This window comes from Ehrlichia minasensis, assembly GCF_004181775.1.
Taxonomy (GTDB): domain Bacteria; phylum Pseudomonadota; class Alphaproteobacteria; order Rickettsiales; family Anaplasmataceae; genus Ehrlichia; species Ehrlichia minasensis.
This window is the reverse complement of sequence record NZ_QOHL01000001.1, coordinates 146,006-163,114: the sequence shown is the minus strand read 5'-3', so window position 1 is coordinate 163,114 and position 17,109 is coordinate 146,006. Positions and strand designations below refer to the sequence as shown.

Here is a 17,109-nt window from a genome sequence, read left to right as displayed (position 1 = left end):
AAATTATTTTAAAAAAAAATATTTTAAATTTTTTTTTTTATTTTTTAAAAAAAAAAAAAAATTTTTTTTTTTTTTTTTTTTTTTTTTTTTTTTTTTTTTTTTTTTTTGAAAAATTTTATCTCATTTTTAAACACATCAAACGCTCTTTTCTACTATCTAATTTATACTAATTTTTACGCATGATATCAGCATTCAACATTGTACTAATCAATCTGAATTTATATATGTAATAAAAAAAGATATATATTTTTCATACATTTCTAATATTACTAAATAAGCAATAGATTACTGTTTTCAAAATGCTCTCACTTATAATATAATTTTTACTAAATCCCACTTTATGTAGTACACTGCCATTAAAACATTCACGCACTTTAGCAAAGTCATAAACTTAATCATATGTACGCATTTTTTTAGGCAATAAAGTAGCTATGCAAAAAACATCATAACATTAATGCTTATAGTTTTCCATATATGCTTCTACAATACTTAATATGCTAATTTAATTCTTACTACTATAATTAAAAATATTGACCTTTATAACCAATATGCAACTACGCTAATTAATCTGCATAATATATGAAACATCACCTGTAATGTGATTAACTTTAATTTCACTTAATATAGAATTCATATATGCATAATTAAATATATCACCTTGCATATTAAAAAAATTAAAAAGATACCCACGCGGAATTCCCTGTTTACAATTAATATTTATACAATGCTTAAACATATGAAATAAATTAATAGTGTGACCCTCTATTGAAACTTCATTGACATCTTGTTCTGGTATAGGATTAATTGTTCCACAGCTTATAATAGCACTTCTATCTAATAATACACCTTCTCTACCCAACTTATTTAATGAACAACTTGGATATATAAAAATCACAACTATTTTCTGTTTTTGTCTAGTAGTACCATACAAAAAATATAATTCTGAATCAAAGCTTGGGCTGCTTACAATGCAATATTTATCAAATTTTCCTTGATATAAACGACAATAATCCCTATATATAGGGTCTAAAGCCTGAGAGTTAGGCACAATAAGTCTGCTATTTAATTCCTGGTTTTGCGTATAGTATCTTCCTAGCGATTTATCATAAATACAAATATCCTCAGGCACCAAAATTGGTATACCATCTGCAAACAATAGGATTAGACGCATATTATTCTAATTTTTCTATATATAACACACTATTTCTATTATATTGCAACTGATAAAATTAATGAAAATATATATTAATTTTTCTTTAAAAATTCATGATAATTGCTATATTATTAGGAAAAGTCTTATAATGAATAATAAATATATAGTAATATCTATACATAGTTAGTCATAACATCAGTAAAATATACATCAAATTATTGAAATTTTACAAGATAGATTGGCTGGCGAGTAGTAGGATCTTCTTTTAATCACTTAATATTGTATTCACGTATACAGTATTAAACAACGCACACTTATCATTAAAAAAAATTTAGCATATGAGTACGAACAGATGGAGTATTTAATACTATAATTATATGATTTCGAATAACATCAAATATTTGCATAGTATTTTCTTCTTTTAATAAACTATCATTCATATATTCAAATGTTAACAGCACATTTTGAGTTAATAATAGACATTTATCGGTAATGTAACGTACTCAATTTTTAGAAATCCGTAAAACTAAAGATAAAATACTACCTGACTCATTTTTACCAAATAAAAAAAGTAAATCTTTTTCAAAGCTTGTACTAGTTACAAGAGAATAATTCTGAAATCTTACTCCATACAAATAATGAAAACTACTATAAACACCTTGTGCATTAGGCTTTGTTAACCTGAGATTCATTTGATCATCATTCGTAAGACATCTTTTCAATCTTCTGTTATAGTGACATGAATTTGTAGGTAATAAAACATGCAACCCTTACTCAAGTAATAACAATCTTAGATACATTTTTTACATTATATAAAAAGTTACAACTGAACTGATAAAAATAACTAAGAACAATACTGCTCAAAAATCACAATTATTTTTTATACAATAAAAATACTAGATCTACAGTAATACAAAGCTATCAATTCATTATCTTAGTATAAGTTGTACTATTAGTGACTGGATTCACTATTGTACCTTGCACTTTCGAAGTTACATACTCTGTATGATATAAACTACCCTCTGAATCATAAAAACTCAATATATGATTACGGTCCCCTGGCACTTGAGAATTTATCTTGATCCTATCTTTCATACCATTAAACAAATTTATAGCGTGGTCTCGATATTTAGTATCATCAAAACTCATATCTTGCATTCCATGCCCAACTAAAAATTTATTATCCAATATACTACCCATCTCTGAAAAATCACGCAGTGAGCATTTCGGAATTTTTAATACCATACAGACTTTCTTATTTAATAAATCACTTTTACCAAATAAAAACAATATATCAGCAGGTAAATGTTCAGAAGTTGATATAACGTATCTCATAAATCGCGATAAAAACAAAGTATGAAAACTAGCATAAGGACTTTGAGAATTAGGAGGCCCTAGTCTAAAGTTGAGAGACCGATCAACCATACTAGCATGCTTTATTCTACCATCTCCATCCCTTTTAATACGACACTGATTCGTAGGCACTAAACATGGCTTACCATCAGTAAGCAATAGTAATATTAAATCCATTCTATTTTATTATATTCATAATCTATACAATTATTTTACAACATTAATTAAAGATTAATATAATATAATTAAGGTTTTAAGTAAAAATTCAGCATAATTTCATAGAAAATCGATAATAAATACGCTACAATTGCCAATAGTACATAATCTGCAAGTAGTTATATATTAACCTAGAGCTTAAGATACACTGTCAATTTCCTTGACTTACTATTATACAGTACAATTTTTTACATATTCGTTGTTAGACCATTGACATTGCATATCGATAAATTCAATATATAATTAATACTATCAACTTGTGCATCACAATTTATGAGTAGCAACCCCACATCCAATTAACATGCTATTATCTACGTAATACAAGAGTACACACACCAAATTCTTATTGACTTTTGTAAAAACAAATGCCTTGTTATTATTAAATATCTGACTTCTAACAAACAAAAAAAGTAAACCTGTATCAAAACCTACTAGTACACGCTTTACAAATAATGATAAAAACAGAGTATGAAAACCAGTAAAGATCTTGATGATTAGTAGGTCTCAATCGAGCTTTTAAAGCATCAGTGATACTACAATTTTGCACTTCCTTTAATACTACATTCACTTTTAGGAAATAAACATAGTCTATTATCATTAAGTATTAATAATATCAAATCCATTTGTATATCCATTAACTATTATAATGATTTCAACATATTACAATTTATAAAATCAATTAATAACAAATACATTACAATGTCTAAATAGAAAATAATTTGAAAGCAATATGGTCAGCCATATAATAATGATTAGTGAATAGTCTTAACATATTTTTCATCATTACCTAACTGATTCACCTCTACACTATGCAACATTGTAGTTGCATACTCAGTGTAAAACCATTCACCATCTGAATCAGTAAAATTCAATATACAGTTACGGTTACCTGGTTCATTACAATACACTTTAATCAGGTGTTTCATCTGTGTAAATAATTGCTTAGAATATTGTTGATACGGCAATGACTCAAAACTTTGACTAGTAGTTCCACCTCCAATCAACATGCTATCATCTAATGTGATACCATCCGACACTAAGTTACGAATTGAGTCCTTTGCAGTTTTTGCAAGAATAAAGACATTTCTACCACCCAATACTTCGCTTCTACCAAATAAAAAAATAATATCTTGTTCTAATCCTGTACTGTTTACTATTACATATTCTGTAAATCTTGATAAAAACATAGAATGAAAATTACGATAAGAACTCTGAGCACTAGGATGTCCTAATTGAGAATTTAGACTACTATCACTTAAAAGATAACTTGTTATTTTACCATCTGAGTTTCTTTTAATGCCGCATTGATTTGTAGGGTGTAGCAATATCTTACCATCACCAAATATCAGCAATGTTAAATCCATTTTATCTTAAACAATATTATTAATTATCACAACTATTTTAATATACAATATTCTCTCAACTCAAACAACAGTATATTACTGCTATTTCCTACAAACATTCTTATAATTCCATCAATAAGACATACAGTTAGTGTTAAATCAACACTGCTTATTGGAGAGTTTTAATATATAGCGTATCACCAGTTGATGGTTCCAGAATTGTATCCTCCAATTTTGTATTTACATATTCTGTATCAAATAAGTTACCTTCTGCATCAAAAAAGCTCAATACATAATTATTACAAACTTGCGTACTAAAATTTACTCTAATCCTATTTTTCAGTACTTGAAATAAATCCTTAACATGACGTTGATATGGTATATCATTAAAATTCTGATTAGCAATTCCACCTCCAACTAAAAAGCTACCATCTAATAATGTACCATGTTCTGATAGTGTACGGACTGATTCCTTAGGAATCTTAATAAACAGAAAAGTAACCTGATCTGATACTTCACTTTTACCAAATAAAAACACCATATCTACAGGGAATCTTACACTAGTTATTAAAGCATATTTTGTAAATCTAGATAAATACAGAGTATGATAATCAGCATAAGGACTTTGAGGATCAGGAGCACCTAAATTAGAATTTAGACTAGGATCATCTGTAGTACAGCTCTGTACCTGACCATCCGCATTCTTTTTAATATGACATTTATTTGTAGGAATTAAAAATGGCTTACCATTGTTAAGTAACAGTAATGTTAAATCCACTTTATTATATATTATTAACTGCTACAATCATATTAGCATATTACATTGATAAGCTCATTAAAAATATATCACTAAATACTTTATTAGTACTTAGTATATTCTATAGAGTATTGATATATCAACTGGCAATAGTAAACACAAATGAAATAATGTTGTTAGCCATAATGTACAATAATTGATGTAATGTTTACATTTTTATGAGTAACATAATGTAATATTATCTAATTCAATAACATTGTAAATTTATACAATCTGTTAAAATATTACATCCTTTATATAAAAAGAATTCAACATATAAGTAAAATTATATTACATAGGAAAAACTATTTCAACATTACTACTAATAACTTTAACAGTTAATAATATGACATTTTCATGCTTCATCACCAACAGTTTATTAGAAATTTTACACCTTACTAGCAAATTATTATTCAATATTACATCATACATAATAAGCCATGTATTTTGAACAACTAACTATTTAAAAAATCAAGAACACATCTTCATTTAACATTTTATGATAACAAAACAAAAACATGACATATGAAATTAATTAACACTACATATCAACATACACATTGTAATGTGTGCAAAAATAAATTATATAGTAGCTACCATAATCAGAGTTATTACTAATGACAAACTAAACACCAATCAGCACAAGCATTTGTGTAATATAACTTTCCACAATCTTAACTTCACACGTTTTAACATTACACATTATTTGTAAGCAATAAAATTATATTACTATATTAAAGAATTAATAATTCTCAATCTACTAACATATTCATCAATAAATACCTTGCTCTGTCAATTTACAATTAACAAAATTTATAATAACATACTTACAAAATTCCTAATAAAAAACTTATTATATAACAAGTGCACTATAAAGATTAGTGAATTATATGCTCATCACTATAAACCTATTGAAATTTCATAACATATATTTCTCTATCAGTAGTTTTGTCTATCTTAACATCATGTAGCACAGTATTAAGATGCCATATATAAAATAACCTACCATCATCACTATAAAAATCTAATACTTGAGTACGTGGATTTGGTGTAAAAAGATTTATTGTCATATGCTTTTTAAATTTGTCAAATAACATTAAAGTATAATCTTCATATGATATCATCTCTCGTATTTCACTAATGCATCCACACGTTAACAAATCATTCTTACCTAATACTAACCCACAAAGTGATACGCGATACATCAAGTATTGGGGCATACGAATAACTAAAAATGCGATATCACCTGATCTTTGATTATTACCAAACATAAACACCATATCTTGATTTAAAGTTATGCTACGTACTGAAGTGTAGCGTGTGAATCTTACACCATATACTTTCCGAAATTTATCATAATTACTGTTATGAGGAGTAAGTACTAATTTAGTATTCATATTCACATCAGGTGTATAATACATACCTAACTCAGTACTATATATACATGCACCTGTAGGTAATAAAACAGGTGACCCACACTCAAGTAATAACAATCTTAAATCCATAACAATATTAATTATTTAATAAAACATAATATATTATATAATATATTAATTAATAAAATCAAATTAATTATTATTTATTAAAAATATTTTAATTGTTTTTTACACCAGAAATGTATCTCACACATTAAATATAACATTAGTAATAAGTAGATTAATTTATTTAAGAACAAATACATAATAATAAATACAGCCAGTTAACTTCAATACTTAAAAATTCACTTATATTCTGATATAACATCCATTTTTAATGCTTTTAATCACTTTTGTATAACTTAAAAATATATTTATATAATTTGAAAATACTTTACTTTATAAATTAAAAACAACCTAGTATATGAATGTAGTCCCTTAAAATAGCAGAACTACTTTAATAATTCTAAATAAATTCTCCTTAGATTCCTCATATAATAGCCTACGCAAATCTACATTTCATAAGTAAGTAATTTTAATATTAAACAGTTTCTGAAAGCTTATATAACTAGTTTTTTTCATTTAATGAATAATAAACACACCACAATCTGACATTTTATTTGATCGCACAAAAAATTAAATCCACTAATAATTTCATATCAGCTAATATGTAAACTGCGATACACACAGAACATGATGATTAACATAAGTATTTTCAGTGTGAAGAATATATAATTTTCAAATTTGTTATACTTTCCTGGTACAATATTATAGCTACTCAAGCATGCATTAATCATAGAAAATTAATCATAACTTACTGCAACTAAGTATTAATAACATCAAATCTATTTTATCTTACACATTTATTAACTATTACAATAATTTTATTAAATCAATCAACAATACATATTATTTTCAGTTAGTTTCAATAAATAAGAAATATGATTGTCTATATGCATAGTTCTTAGTGAAAGATCCTAATATACATATTCTTACCAATTACTTGATTCATATTATACTATCTAATAAATTACATACTGAATCAAATAAAACTCAATACAAAATTATGATTAACTTCCAGATAGAAATTGATTTTAATAGTACTTTTCAATATATTAAACAAATCCTTAGAACGCTTTGATACTATATACTAATTTCATCATAAATTACACCTACTATTGACAAGTTACCATACAATAATGTATATTTTTTTGACAAAACATTCACTGATTCCTTAGGAAATCTCATAAAAACAGATATTTCTATTGAATATTTTACTTTTACCAAATAAAAATATCAGTCTATAGGTAATTTTACACAGGTTATTAAAACACACTTCGTAAATTTCGATAAATACAAAATATGATAATAAGCATAATGACCTTGATAGGTAGGAAAATCTAAATTTCTAATTTATAGAATGATATGTAATACAGCCTTCTATTTGACCATGTTCATCTTTTCTAATAATACATTAACTTGTAGAAACAAAATGTGGGCTTACATGCATTAAGTAATCATAACATTAAATCCACATTAATTTTAATCAATTGAGAAATATTAATCAGCTATCTTCTCATATTTATTTAATAAGTTAACAATATTCTATCAACATTTTTAACTAAAGAATTATAATTTTCATATTCTTATTTACAATAATAGAAATCACAGTTACTAATGAGAAATACAGAACAATTCTTAATCAAATCTAATAATATCATATTTGTCATTAGTTATAGAGTTGATCTTTGTATCGCACACTACTGTATTTTGATACATTGTATCAAATAATTCTCCACGATCATTAAAAAAATTCAACATGTGAGTACGAGTACTTTGCCTAGAAAAAGAAATCATAGCCATACGCGTTTTCACAAATTCAAACAGATCTCTAGTATACTTTTCATAAGATATATCTCTTTTATTTATAATTCCAGAACCTAATATCATATGATTATCTAACTCCAAACCATACTGTAAAATTCCATCAAGCAAATTCTTCTGAAGCCTAAAAACAAAAAATGCATCACAACCTGATACTGGATTTTTACCAAACAAAAACATTATATTCTCTTGCAAACTTACACTAGTCACTAGATTATATTTTTTAAATACTACTCCATATAAAGTATGAACTTCACGATACGGATTCTCAAAATTTTCATCATTAGGAACACCTAATCTATCATCCACTACATCATCTGGTACAGAATATCTCTTTAATTCCCTATGGTATTTACATTTCCACGTAGGCAGTAATACAGGCCTGTTATCTTTAAGTACTAATAATGTTAAGTTCATATAAATTTTATAAAATGAGAGTTCATAAGTGAATAATATAAAATTTATTAATAAACGTAAACACTAAATTATTAATATATTAATTTATATATAATTATAAATTTAAGTAAAAATTAAATTAGAAATTTTTATAAGCAATATCTATTAAGAACTGATATGATTAAGTGTACTAACACTAAACTGAAACCATTCAAAAAATAAATGTAAAGACAAATTAATACATAAGCCACATAACATTAGTTTTTCAATATATAATGATAGTTAGTAATTGGTGAACTATAATAATTACTTTATTAATACAATAAGCAAGTTAAAAAAGAACTATTATTAGATTGAATACTAATTTAATCTACTTTATTATAATTTTTTATTCTATCTTCAATTACATCTCTAAAATGTCTAATTAAGCCTTGTATAGGCCATGCTGCAGCATCACCAAGAGCACATATAGTATGCCCTTCTATTTGATGAGTAACATTTAATAATAAATCAATGCTTTCAGATGTGGCATCACCCTTCACCATCTTTTGCATAATTCTCCACATCCACCCAGTACCTTCTCTACAAGGTGTACACTGCCCACAAGATTCATGCATATAAAAATGTGATAGTCTCTCTATAGCTGCTATCAAATCTGTTGACTTATCCATCACTATTAACCCAGCTGTACCTAAGCCTGACTGTACAGCTCTTAAAGAGTCAAAATCCATAGTTACAGTATCACAAATAGATTTTGGAAGCATTGGTACCGATGAACCACCAGGTATTACTGCTAATAAGTTAGACCACCCTCCACGGACACCACCGGCATATTTTTCTATAAGTTCCTTCATCGGAATTCCTAATTCTTCTTCTACATTACACGGATTATTCACATGTCCTGATATACAAAAAATCTTAGTCCCAGTATTATTTTCCTTTCCGAGCGATGCAAACCAATCACTGCCTCTTCTCATAATTTCACTAACAGTAGCAATAGTTTCAACATTATTAATAGTAGTAGGACAACCATACAATCCTATTGCTGCTGGAAAAGGAGGTTTTAATCTTGGCATACCCTTTCTACCTTCCAGTGACTCAAGCTGAGCAGTTTCCTCACCACAAATATACGCTCCCGCACCTCTATGAATAAAAATATCTAAATCATACCCAGAACCACAAGCATTTTTTCCTATTAACTTAGCTCTATATGCTTCATCTAAAGCCTTAGATAATACTAAATATTCATTATAAAATTCACCACGAATATAAATATAAGCTGTAGTTACATTCATTGCAAAACCAGCTATTAATATCCCCTCAATAAGCCTATGAGGATCATACCTTAGTATATCACGATCTTTACATGTACCAGGTTCAGATTCATCTGCATTAATTACTAAATACGCTGGTTGTCCATCTTTTCTAGTTTTTGGCATAAAGCTCCACTTTAATCCTGTAGAAAACCCTGCGCCACCTCTACCACGCAATCCAGATTTTTTTATTTCTTGAATAATATGTTCAGGACCTAGATTTAATATTTCTAAAATATTACTCCAAACACCTCTATTCTTTGCAGATTTTAAAAACGGAGACTGTTGGCCATAAAGATTAGTAAATACCTTATCACTATCTTTTAACATAAACCTTTACATAACAAGAAATTAAACAAAATTACACGCATTAAATGAACTAACAATAACACATAATAAACATATTACCATGGTTACACTAAAAAAATTATATAATTCCTAAAAATAAAAAACACATCTATTAGAAAAATATTATTAAATGGTGGGCTTGGGAAGAGTTGAACTTCCGACCTCACGCTTATCAGGCGTGCGCTCTAACCACCTGAGCTACAAACCCTAAAAAAAGCTATACTTAAGAAACAGAGCTAACTTCTAGCACATCAACAAATGTTTTATTAAATACACCTTTCCTAAAGTGCACAAAACCTGATATTTTAGAAAAGATAGTATGATCTTTACCAATTCCAACATTCTTACCAGGATGATACTTTGTTCCTCTTTGACGTACAATAATGTTACCAGGAATAACTCTTTCACTTCCAAATTTCTTTACACCTAACCTTCTACCTCTCGAGTCCCGACCGTTACCGGAGCTACCACCAGATTTTTTCGTAGCCATAAATTTTACTCCATATTATTAATTTTAATAACACGCAAAACAGTCATGTACTGTCTATGACCATTTTTTCTTCTATAATTTTTACGACGTCTTTTCTTAAAAATCATTATTTTATCATTCCTACACTGCTCAAGAACTGACGCTGTAACAGTTGCATTCTGTGTAAAAACAATATTGTTATCCGCATTAGTTAACGCAATTACATTACTTAAAGTAACCTCTTCACCTACAGAAGCATTCAATTTTTCTATCTTTATAACATCTTGCTCTTTTACCTTATATTGTTTTCCACCGGTTTCAACAACAGCAAACATAACATATCTCTTAACGTTTAAATCAATTATTATTTTCAGTAATTCTGCTCAATATAATATAATATGTCAATAACATTGTTACTCTTTTTAATTAGTCAATACTGAGAATAAATTTACATTTTACATGAAAACCATTACTATTTCTTCTGAAATTTTTTAATGTACTATCAAAAATAAAAAGGTAATACTGTGTCCAATATAATAATCAATAAAATACTGGCTAGACAAATTTTAGATAGCAGAGGATATCCTACTATTGAAGCAGAAATAACATTGTCAAACAACATAAAAGCAAAAGCTTGTGTACCTTCAGGAGCTTCAGTAGGAAAGTTTGAAGCAGTAGAATTACGAGATAACGATAAAAATTATTATAATGGTTATGGCGTAACAAAAGCAGTAAATATAATAAATTCGGAAATTGCACCACAAATTATAGGAATGAATACTTTAAATCAAGAAAAAATAGACAATGCACTAATTAAAATAGATGGAACAGATAATAAATCTAGAATCGGAGCAAATTCAACACTTGCAGTATCATTAGCAATTGCAAAAGCCGCAGCTTCAACATTAAATATTCCATTATATCAGTATTTAGGAGGAATTAATGCAAAAGTTCTTCCAACACCACTAATTAATGTGATCAACGGCGGAATGCATGCAGATAATAACCTAGATTTTCAAGAATTTATGATTATTCCAAATGGAGCTGATAAATTTGAAGATGCAATTAGAATGTCAGCCGAAGTATTTTTTAAGTTAAAACAAACTCTTAAATCAAAGCAATACAATACAAGTGTAGGAGATGAAGGAGGATTTGCGCCAAATATCAAAACTAATACTGAAGTATTTGAAATAATCATAGATGCCATAGAAAAATCAGGATATAAAATGTATGAAGATTTCTCACTAGGATTAGATGTTGCTGCATCAACATTTTATAGAAACCAGAGATACAAATTTGCAGACCATGAATTTAGTACTCAGGAATTGGTAGAATATTATAAAAATATAATTTCACAATACCCTATTATATCACTTGAAGATCCAATTGCAGAAGAAGATATAAATGGCTGGAAGTTAATAACACAAGAATTAGGCAATAAAATACAAATAGTTGGAGATGATCTATTCGTAACAAATTGTAAACTAATTCAAAATGGAATTGAAAATAATTTAGCAAACGCAGTACTAATAAAACCAAATCAAATCGGAACATTAACGGAAACTTTCAATGCCATAAGGCTTGCCCAAAAAAATAATTATAATACAATAATATCTCACAGATCAGGTGAAACAGAAGATACTACTATTTCTCATATAGCTGTTGCAGCAAATTGTGGGCAAATTAAAACTGGTTCTTTATCCAGGTCTGAACGTCTAGCAAAATATAATGAGCTATTGTATATAGAGAAATTATTGGGTATTTCAGCAATCTACTATGGAGCATTATGAGCTTTATTGATGAAGCAAAAATCTATTTGAAAGCAGGAAACGGTGGAGATGGTTGTAGCAGCTTTCGTCGTGAAAAATTCATTGAATTTGGTGGACCTGATGGTGGCAATGGTGGAAATGGTGGTAATATTATTTTCTATACAAGTCATCATATTAATACATTATTATACTTTAAGTATAAACAACATATAAAAGCAGAAAATGGAAATCCAGGCTCTAGTAAAAAGAAATCTGGATCATCTGGTAAAGATGTTATGATAAAAGTTCCTATAGGAACTCAATTATATGACGAAGATGATATATTAATTATTGATCTCAATGAGGAAAATCAAAAATTTACAGCAGCATATGGAGGTAAAGGTGGAACAGGTAACGCTAATTATAAAACATCTACCAATAGAGCCCCTAGACACTTTACTTTTGGAGAAAAAGGAGAAGAAAAGTACATTATATTAAAATTAAAAATTATTTCAGATGTAGGAATCATAGGGTTACCAAATGCAGGAAAATCAAGTTTTCTAGCATCATGCACTAATTCAAAGACAAAAATTGCTGACTATCCATTTACAACATTGGAACCACATTTAGGAGTAGCATTTATAGATAACACAGAATTAGTACTAGCTGATATACCAGGATTAATACCTGGAGCACATTTAGGTCATGGTATAGGTGATAAGTTTTTAAAACACATTGAAAGATGTTCTATTTTACTACACATTATAGATTGTACTTTAGATAATATAATAGACTCATATGAATGCATTAGAAAAGAGTTATCGTTCTACAATAAAGAATTATCTAATAAAACAGAGCTCATAGTATTAAATAAAAGTGACTTATTAGATAAAAAAGAAATTAATCAAAAAAAGCAAATACTATCAAGCCATACTAAAAAAGAGATATTTATATCATCCATAAAAGATAATCGATACCCTATTTTATCTACTTTAATTAAACAAATACATAAAAAGGACGTCAATACACAACAAAAAATATACGATCCATTCAACATATAACAACACTCTTATTCCTAAATTGTTATAAATTTTTTTATTATTAATTAAATAATTTTATTTTTTAATAAAAATAATTATTAATTAAATTAAATTTATCAATATAAAATTTTAATAACCATTTTATCAATATTTTAATATAATTCCAAAAAAAAAAAAAAAAAAAGATGTAGATTAGAATAAGTAATACAGATAGATTTAAAAAATAAGAGAGAAAAACAATATTTTAAGTTTTATATTTAAATCAATTTAAAATGTATATATTTCACTAAATTTACAATAAAAAATAAAAATTTATAATTACAATACGTATTACCAAAACTACTTTAAATAATTAGCATATTAAATATTTTATAAAAAATTAACATTCAAAAGCTGAATCACAAAATATAAATTCATCATACCTTTATTATCAATAAACATATTAATATAAAAAGTCACCTAAAACATAAATAACTTTTTGTAAAACACTCAAGTTATATTTAATTATTAATTTACTAATTTTAGGAAATAAGTCTTCTATTATCAAATCAAAAAACATCTGCAAAATAATAAATAAAAGTACATAATTATCAAGAATTAAACAACATTTTATATCTTTAATATAGCTCTCAATTTTGCAGATCTAGATCTAGGATTATTTAATATTTCTTCAAAGCTTGGTCTTATTATTTTTTTATTAATTAGCTGAAATCCTGTATTTAATTTCAATGCAATTTTACCACTGCATAATGATTTAAATATCACTTTTACAATTCTATCTTCCAAAGAATGGAAAGAAACTACTATTATTTTACCACCTGGACGCAATAGATCAGCAGCACATATTATTCCCTGTTCCAATTCTTCCAATTCTTTATTAACCCATATTCTAATTGCCTGAAATGTTCTTGTTGCAGGGTCAATATCATGGTTTTTACTACGTGATATAACAGATCTAACTATAGATGCAAGTTCACTTGTAGTTTTAATTACTTTTCTTTTTCTGAAATTAATAATAGCTTTTGCGATCTTACGAGAATACTTTTCACCGCTATATTGATATATAACGTTAGCTATGTCTTGTTCAGAAGCTGTATTTACAAATACTGATGCATCTATACTGTCCATAGAAGTATTCATTCTCATATCAAGAGGACCATTTTTAGAAAAAGAAAATCCACGATTAGCATCATCTAATTGCATAGAAGAAACACCTATATCAAATACTACACCATCAACTTTTTCCAGTTGAGCCTCACATAACACTTGTTTCATTTTACTAAATTTATTAATCCAAAAATGTATTCTATTTGGAAAATTATTAGCCAATTCTTCATAGAAAATACTAGTATGCTTATCCTGATCAATAGCATAAACCTTACAGTTTGCAAAATTCAAAATTGCTTTAGTATATCCTCCTGCTCCAAATGTTGCATCAACATATATTTTTCCATCCTGTGGATGTAATATTTCTAACATCTCTTTCAATAAAACTGGAGTATGCATATCTAATTTTTCTCACAAATTACATTCTATAAATCTTTTAACACAATAGATCACTTTTTACCATGTATTCTAGCCATCTATCAATTAAATTATTAATTAATGACTATATTATCTTGTATTTCTTATTTAAACATAAGAGATACAATACACTAACAAAGAATAATAAACTCACTAAGCACAAGAAGTAAAATCACAGAATCCAAAAAATAATTAAACTGAAATTCAATATATTAATAACAATATATAAAACTTTAGATTAAGTCATAACACAAAATCAATATAAAAATATTTCAATATTTATTTTCATAAATATTCTTTTCAGTAATTACAGCATCTAAAGTTTGATCATGGCTTTCAGTAGGTACTAAATCACATAGTTGTATATCATACCCAACTCCTATAACTTTACAATTTGGTCTTAATGTAGAAATTGTATTATCATAATATCCACCTCCAAAACCCAATCTATTTAATTTTTTATCAAATGCAATAAGTGGTACTATTAATATATTTGGAACAACAATATTAGCTGTATTTAATTGATAAAACAACAATACTTTACTATTTTCATTTACTACAGGAATTCCTACTATACATTTCTGTCCTATTAAATAATTCATTAATGGTAAGACATCAATTTCACCATCTATAGGCATGTATCCAGAAACAACAGATGCTTTTTCCATTATTATAAAATCAATATAATTCTTTAATAAAGAATCAGAAGCTTCTTTTCTATTTTGTACTTCTTTTCTTAATTTTCTATATTTTTTACGCAATTCAATTTTTTGTCTTTTAATATCATCAACCATCTATTTAATTTGCATTATAATACTCATTAACATAAGCTAATGCACTAACAACTGCTGTGTCAACTTTTAGTATCCTCGTACCTAAAGATAAACCATCACAAAAACTATATGCAAAATTTAACTCATCACTTGAAAAACCACCTTCCGGACCTATGATAATATAAATATTATCTTTATTTTTTAAAATCTTTGACGGATGATTACCTTTACCTGTTTCATCACAAATTATAAAATTGTTATCATTAGTCTTCAATTTTCTTAAATCAACAAAACTAATAGGAGATAAAATATCTGGTATATCAAGTCTTTCACATTGTTCAGCAGCTTCAATAGCCCACTTTCTGCATCTATCTAAATTTATATTACTAGTTGCTATATGTTTTGTGTAAACAGGCTGCATAAGAGTTACACCCATTTCCGTCGCTTGCCTAACAACATTTTGTAATGCAGTATTTTTGACAATAGCAAAGCACAACACTAGGCATTTGGTTGCAACTTGCTCTCTAACTAGTTCATTTACAATAATTTTAGCATTGTTAGATACTTCAAATATTTCACCAATCCATTCACCATCCTTACCATTAAATAGCTTGATCTCATCTAAATTTGCAGCTCGCATTACATTGCATACATAGTGAGAAGCAAGCTTATCCAATGTTACAACAGAAGATTTATTAAGAGTACAAGTTACATATAATCTAATATTCAGACTTCTTTTTTTCATTATTAATTAGAGAATTACATTATTTCCCTTATTATCTCAAGAACGTTATCAACATGTCCATTTACTTTTACATTTCTCCAAATTTTTCTTATTTTGCCATTCTTATCTATTAAAAATGTTGAACGTTCTATACCCATATAAGATTTTCCAAACATATTCTTTTCTACCCAAGTACCATACTGTTTCGACAATTCCGATCCTTCATCAGATATTAATTCAAACAGTATATTATGCTTTCTCTTAAAATTGTCATGAGATTTCTCATTATCTTTGGATACACCAATTATAACAGTATTCAAATCAACAAAATCATCCATTGCATTTTGAAAATCCCGTGCTTCTTTAGTACAGCCTGGAGTATCATCTTTCGGATAAAAATACAATATTATATTCTTATCACCTTTATAGGTATCAAGACTTTTAAAATATGGAGCATCATCTCCTATTTCTACTGTCATAAACTCCTCAACGTAAATTTTTTAAAACAATGCTATGAATATTAATAAGAGTCAATAATTTTTACATAATTTTATACAACTGTGATTGCAGCTTGGATAAATATGTGTATAGTAAAATATCTATGTTTGACAATA

The 17,109-nt window shown here is 27.1% G+C and carries 16 protein-coding genes and 1 tRNA gene; 2 read left to right on the top strand and 15 right to left on the bottom strand.

Annotated features, from left to right (window positions below; all coding sequences use genetic code 11):
• Positions 1-559: 559 nt before the first annotated feature.
• The 11 genes from DRF75_RS00690 to rplU all read right to left on the bottom strand — a co-directional run bounded on the left by DRF75_RS00690 (position 560) and on the right by rplU (position 11,021).
• Positions 560-1,171 carry a hypothetical protein gene (locus tag DRF75_RS00690; RefSeq protein WP_045171381.1) on the bottom strand — a complete coding sequence of 204 codons (612 nt, stop codon included), beginning with the start codon at positions 1,169-1,171 and terminating at the stop codon, positions 560-562.
• A 485-nt stretch (positions 1,172-1,656) separates the two neighbouring features.
• The gene (locus tag DRF75_RS00685; RefSeq protein ID WP_129992488.1) at positions 1,657-1,920 is read right to left on the bottom strand and encodes a hypothetical protein; all 264 of its coding nucleotides are present in this window, start codon (positions 1,918-1,920) and stop codon (positions 1,657-1,659) included.
• Positions 1,921-2,074: 154 nt separating this feature from the next.
• Complete coding sequence (locus tag DRF75_RS00680; protein ID WP_045171383.1) at positions 2,075-2,683, bottom strand: hypothetical protein; 609 nt, start codon at positions 2,681-2,683, stop codon at positions 2,075-2,077.
• A 791-nt stretch (positions 2,684-3,474) separates the two neighbouring features.
• Positions 3,475-4,086, bottom strand: a complete 612-nt coding sequence (locus DRF75_RS00675) for an alpha/beta hydrolase family protein (protein WP_129992487.1) — start codon at positions 4,084-4,086, stop codon at positions 3,475-3,477.
• 148 nt (positions 4,087-4,234) lie between these two features.
• A complete protein-coding gene (locus tag DRF75_RS00670) occupies positions 4,235-4,843 on the bottom strand; it encodes a hypothetical protein (protein ID WP_045171386.1) in 609 nt (202 codons plus the stop codon).
• 926 nt (positions 4,844-5,769) lie between these two features.
• The gene (locus tag DRF75_RS00665; RefSeq protein WP_129992486.1) at positions 5,770-6,366 is read right to left on the bottom strand and encodes a hypothetical protein; all 597 of its coding nucleotides are present in this window, start codon (positions 6,364-6,366) and stop codon (positions 5,770-5,772) included.
• Positions 6,367-7,974: 1,608 nt separating this feature from the next.
• Positions 7,975-8,577, bottom strand: a complete 603-nt coding sequence (locus DRF75_RS00660) for a hypothetical protein (RefSeq protein ID WP_045171389.1) — start codon at positions 8,575-8,577, stop codon at positions 7,975-7,977.
• Between the two features lie 344 nt (positions 8,578-8,921).
• A complete protein-coding gene (gene nuoF / locus DRF75_RS00655) occupies positions 8,922-10,199 on the bottom strand; it encodes an NADH-quinone oxidoreductase subunit NuoF (protein ID WP_045171390.1) in 1,278 nt (425 codons plus the stop codon).
• A gap of 149 nt (positions 10,200-10,348) precedes the next feature.
• A tRNA-Ile gene (locus DRF75_RS00650) sits at positions 10,349-10,425 on the bottom strand.
• 15 nt (positions 10,426-10,440) lie between these two features.
• On the bottom strand, positions 10,441-10,707 hold the full coding sequence (gene rpmA, locus DRF75_RS00645; RefSeq protein ID WP_045171391.1) for a 50S ribosomal protein L27: 267 nt from the start codon (positions 10,705-10,707) through the stop codon (positions 10,441-10,443).
• Between the two features lie 5 nt (positions 10,708-10,712).
• Positions 10,713-11,021: a 50S ribosomal protein L21 gene (gene rplU, locus DRF75_RS00640; RefSeq protein ID WP_045171392.1), complete on the bottom strand. Its 309-nt coding sequence runs from the start codon at positions 11,019-11,021 to the stop codon at positions 10,713-10,715.
• A gap of 189 nt (positions 11,022-11,210) precedes the next feature.
• Between rplU and eno the strand changes: the two genes are divergently transcribed.
• Together eno and obgE are read left to right on the top strand one after the other, a co-directional pair.
• Positions 11,211-12,476, top strand: coding sequence for a phosphopyruvate hydratase (eno, locus tag DRF75_RS00635; protein ID WP_129992485.1), 1,266 nt, complete (start codon positions 11,211-11,213; stop codon positions 12,474-12,476).
• Positions 12,473-13,495: a GTPase ObgE gene (gene obgE / locus DRF75_RS00630; protein WP_045171394.1), complete on the top strand. Its 1,023-nt coding sequence runs from the start codon at positions 12,473-12,475 to the stop codon at positions 13,493-13,495. The genes eno and obgE overlap by 4 nt, the downstream gene beginning before the upstream one ends.
• Before the next feature lie 588 nt (positions 13,496-14,083).
• On the opposite strand, the gene rsmH is transcribed toward obgE, so the two are convergent.
• The 4 genes from rsmH to DRF75_RS00610 all read right to left on the bottom strand — a co-directional run bounded on the left by rsmH (position 14,084) and on the right by DRF75_RS00610 (position 16,974).
• The gene (rsmH, locus tag DRF75_RS00625; RefSeq protein WP_045171395.1) at positions 14,084-14,980 is read right to left on the bottom strand and encodes a 16S rRNA (cytosine(1402)-N(4))-methyltransferase RsmH; all 897 of its coding nucleotides are present in this window, start codon (positions 14,978-14,980) and stop codon (positions 14,084-14,086) included.
• A gap of 290 nt (positions 14,981-15,270) precedes the next feature.
• Positions 15,271-15,792 carry a 5-formyltetrahydrofolate cyclo-ligase gene (locus DRF75_RS00620; protein ID WP_045171396.1) on the bottom strand — a complete coding sequence of 174 codons (522 nt, stop codon included), beginning with the start codon at positions 15,790-15,792 and terminating at the stop codon, positions 15,271-15,273.
• Between the two features lie 4 nt (positions 15,793-15,796).
• Entirely contained in the window at positions 15,797-16,516 is a 720-nt protein-coding gene (locus tag DRF75_RS00615; RefSeq protein ID WP_045171397.1) for a 16S rRNA (uracil(1498)-N(3))-methyltransferase, read from the bottom strand.
• A 14-nt stretch (positions 16,517-16,530) separates the two neighbouring features.
• Positions 16,531-16,974 (bottom strand): peroxiredoxin, encoded by a 444-nt coding sequence (locus DRF75_RS00610; RefSeq protein ID WP_045171398.1) that lies wholly within the window; start codon positions 16,972-16,974, stop codon positions 16,531-16,533.
• Between the last annotated feature and the right edge of the window lie 135 nt (positions 16,975-17,109).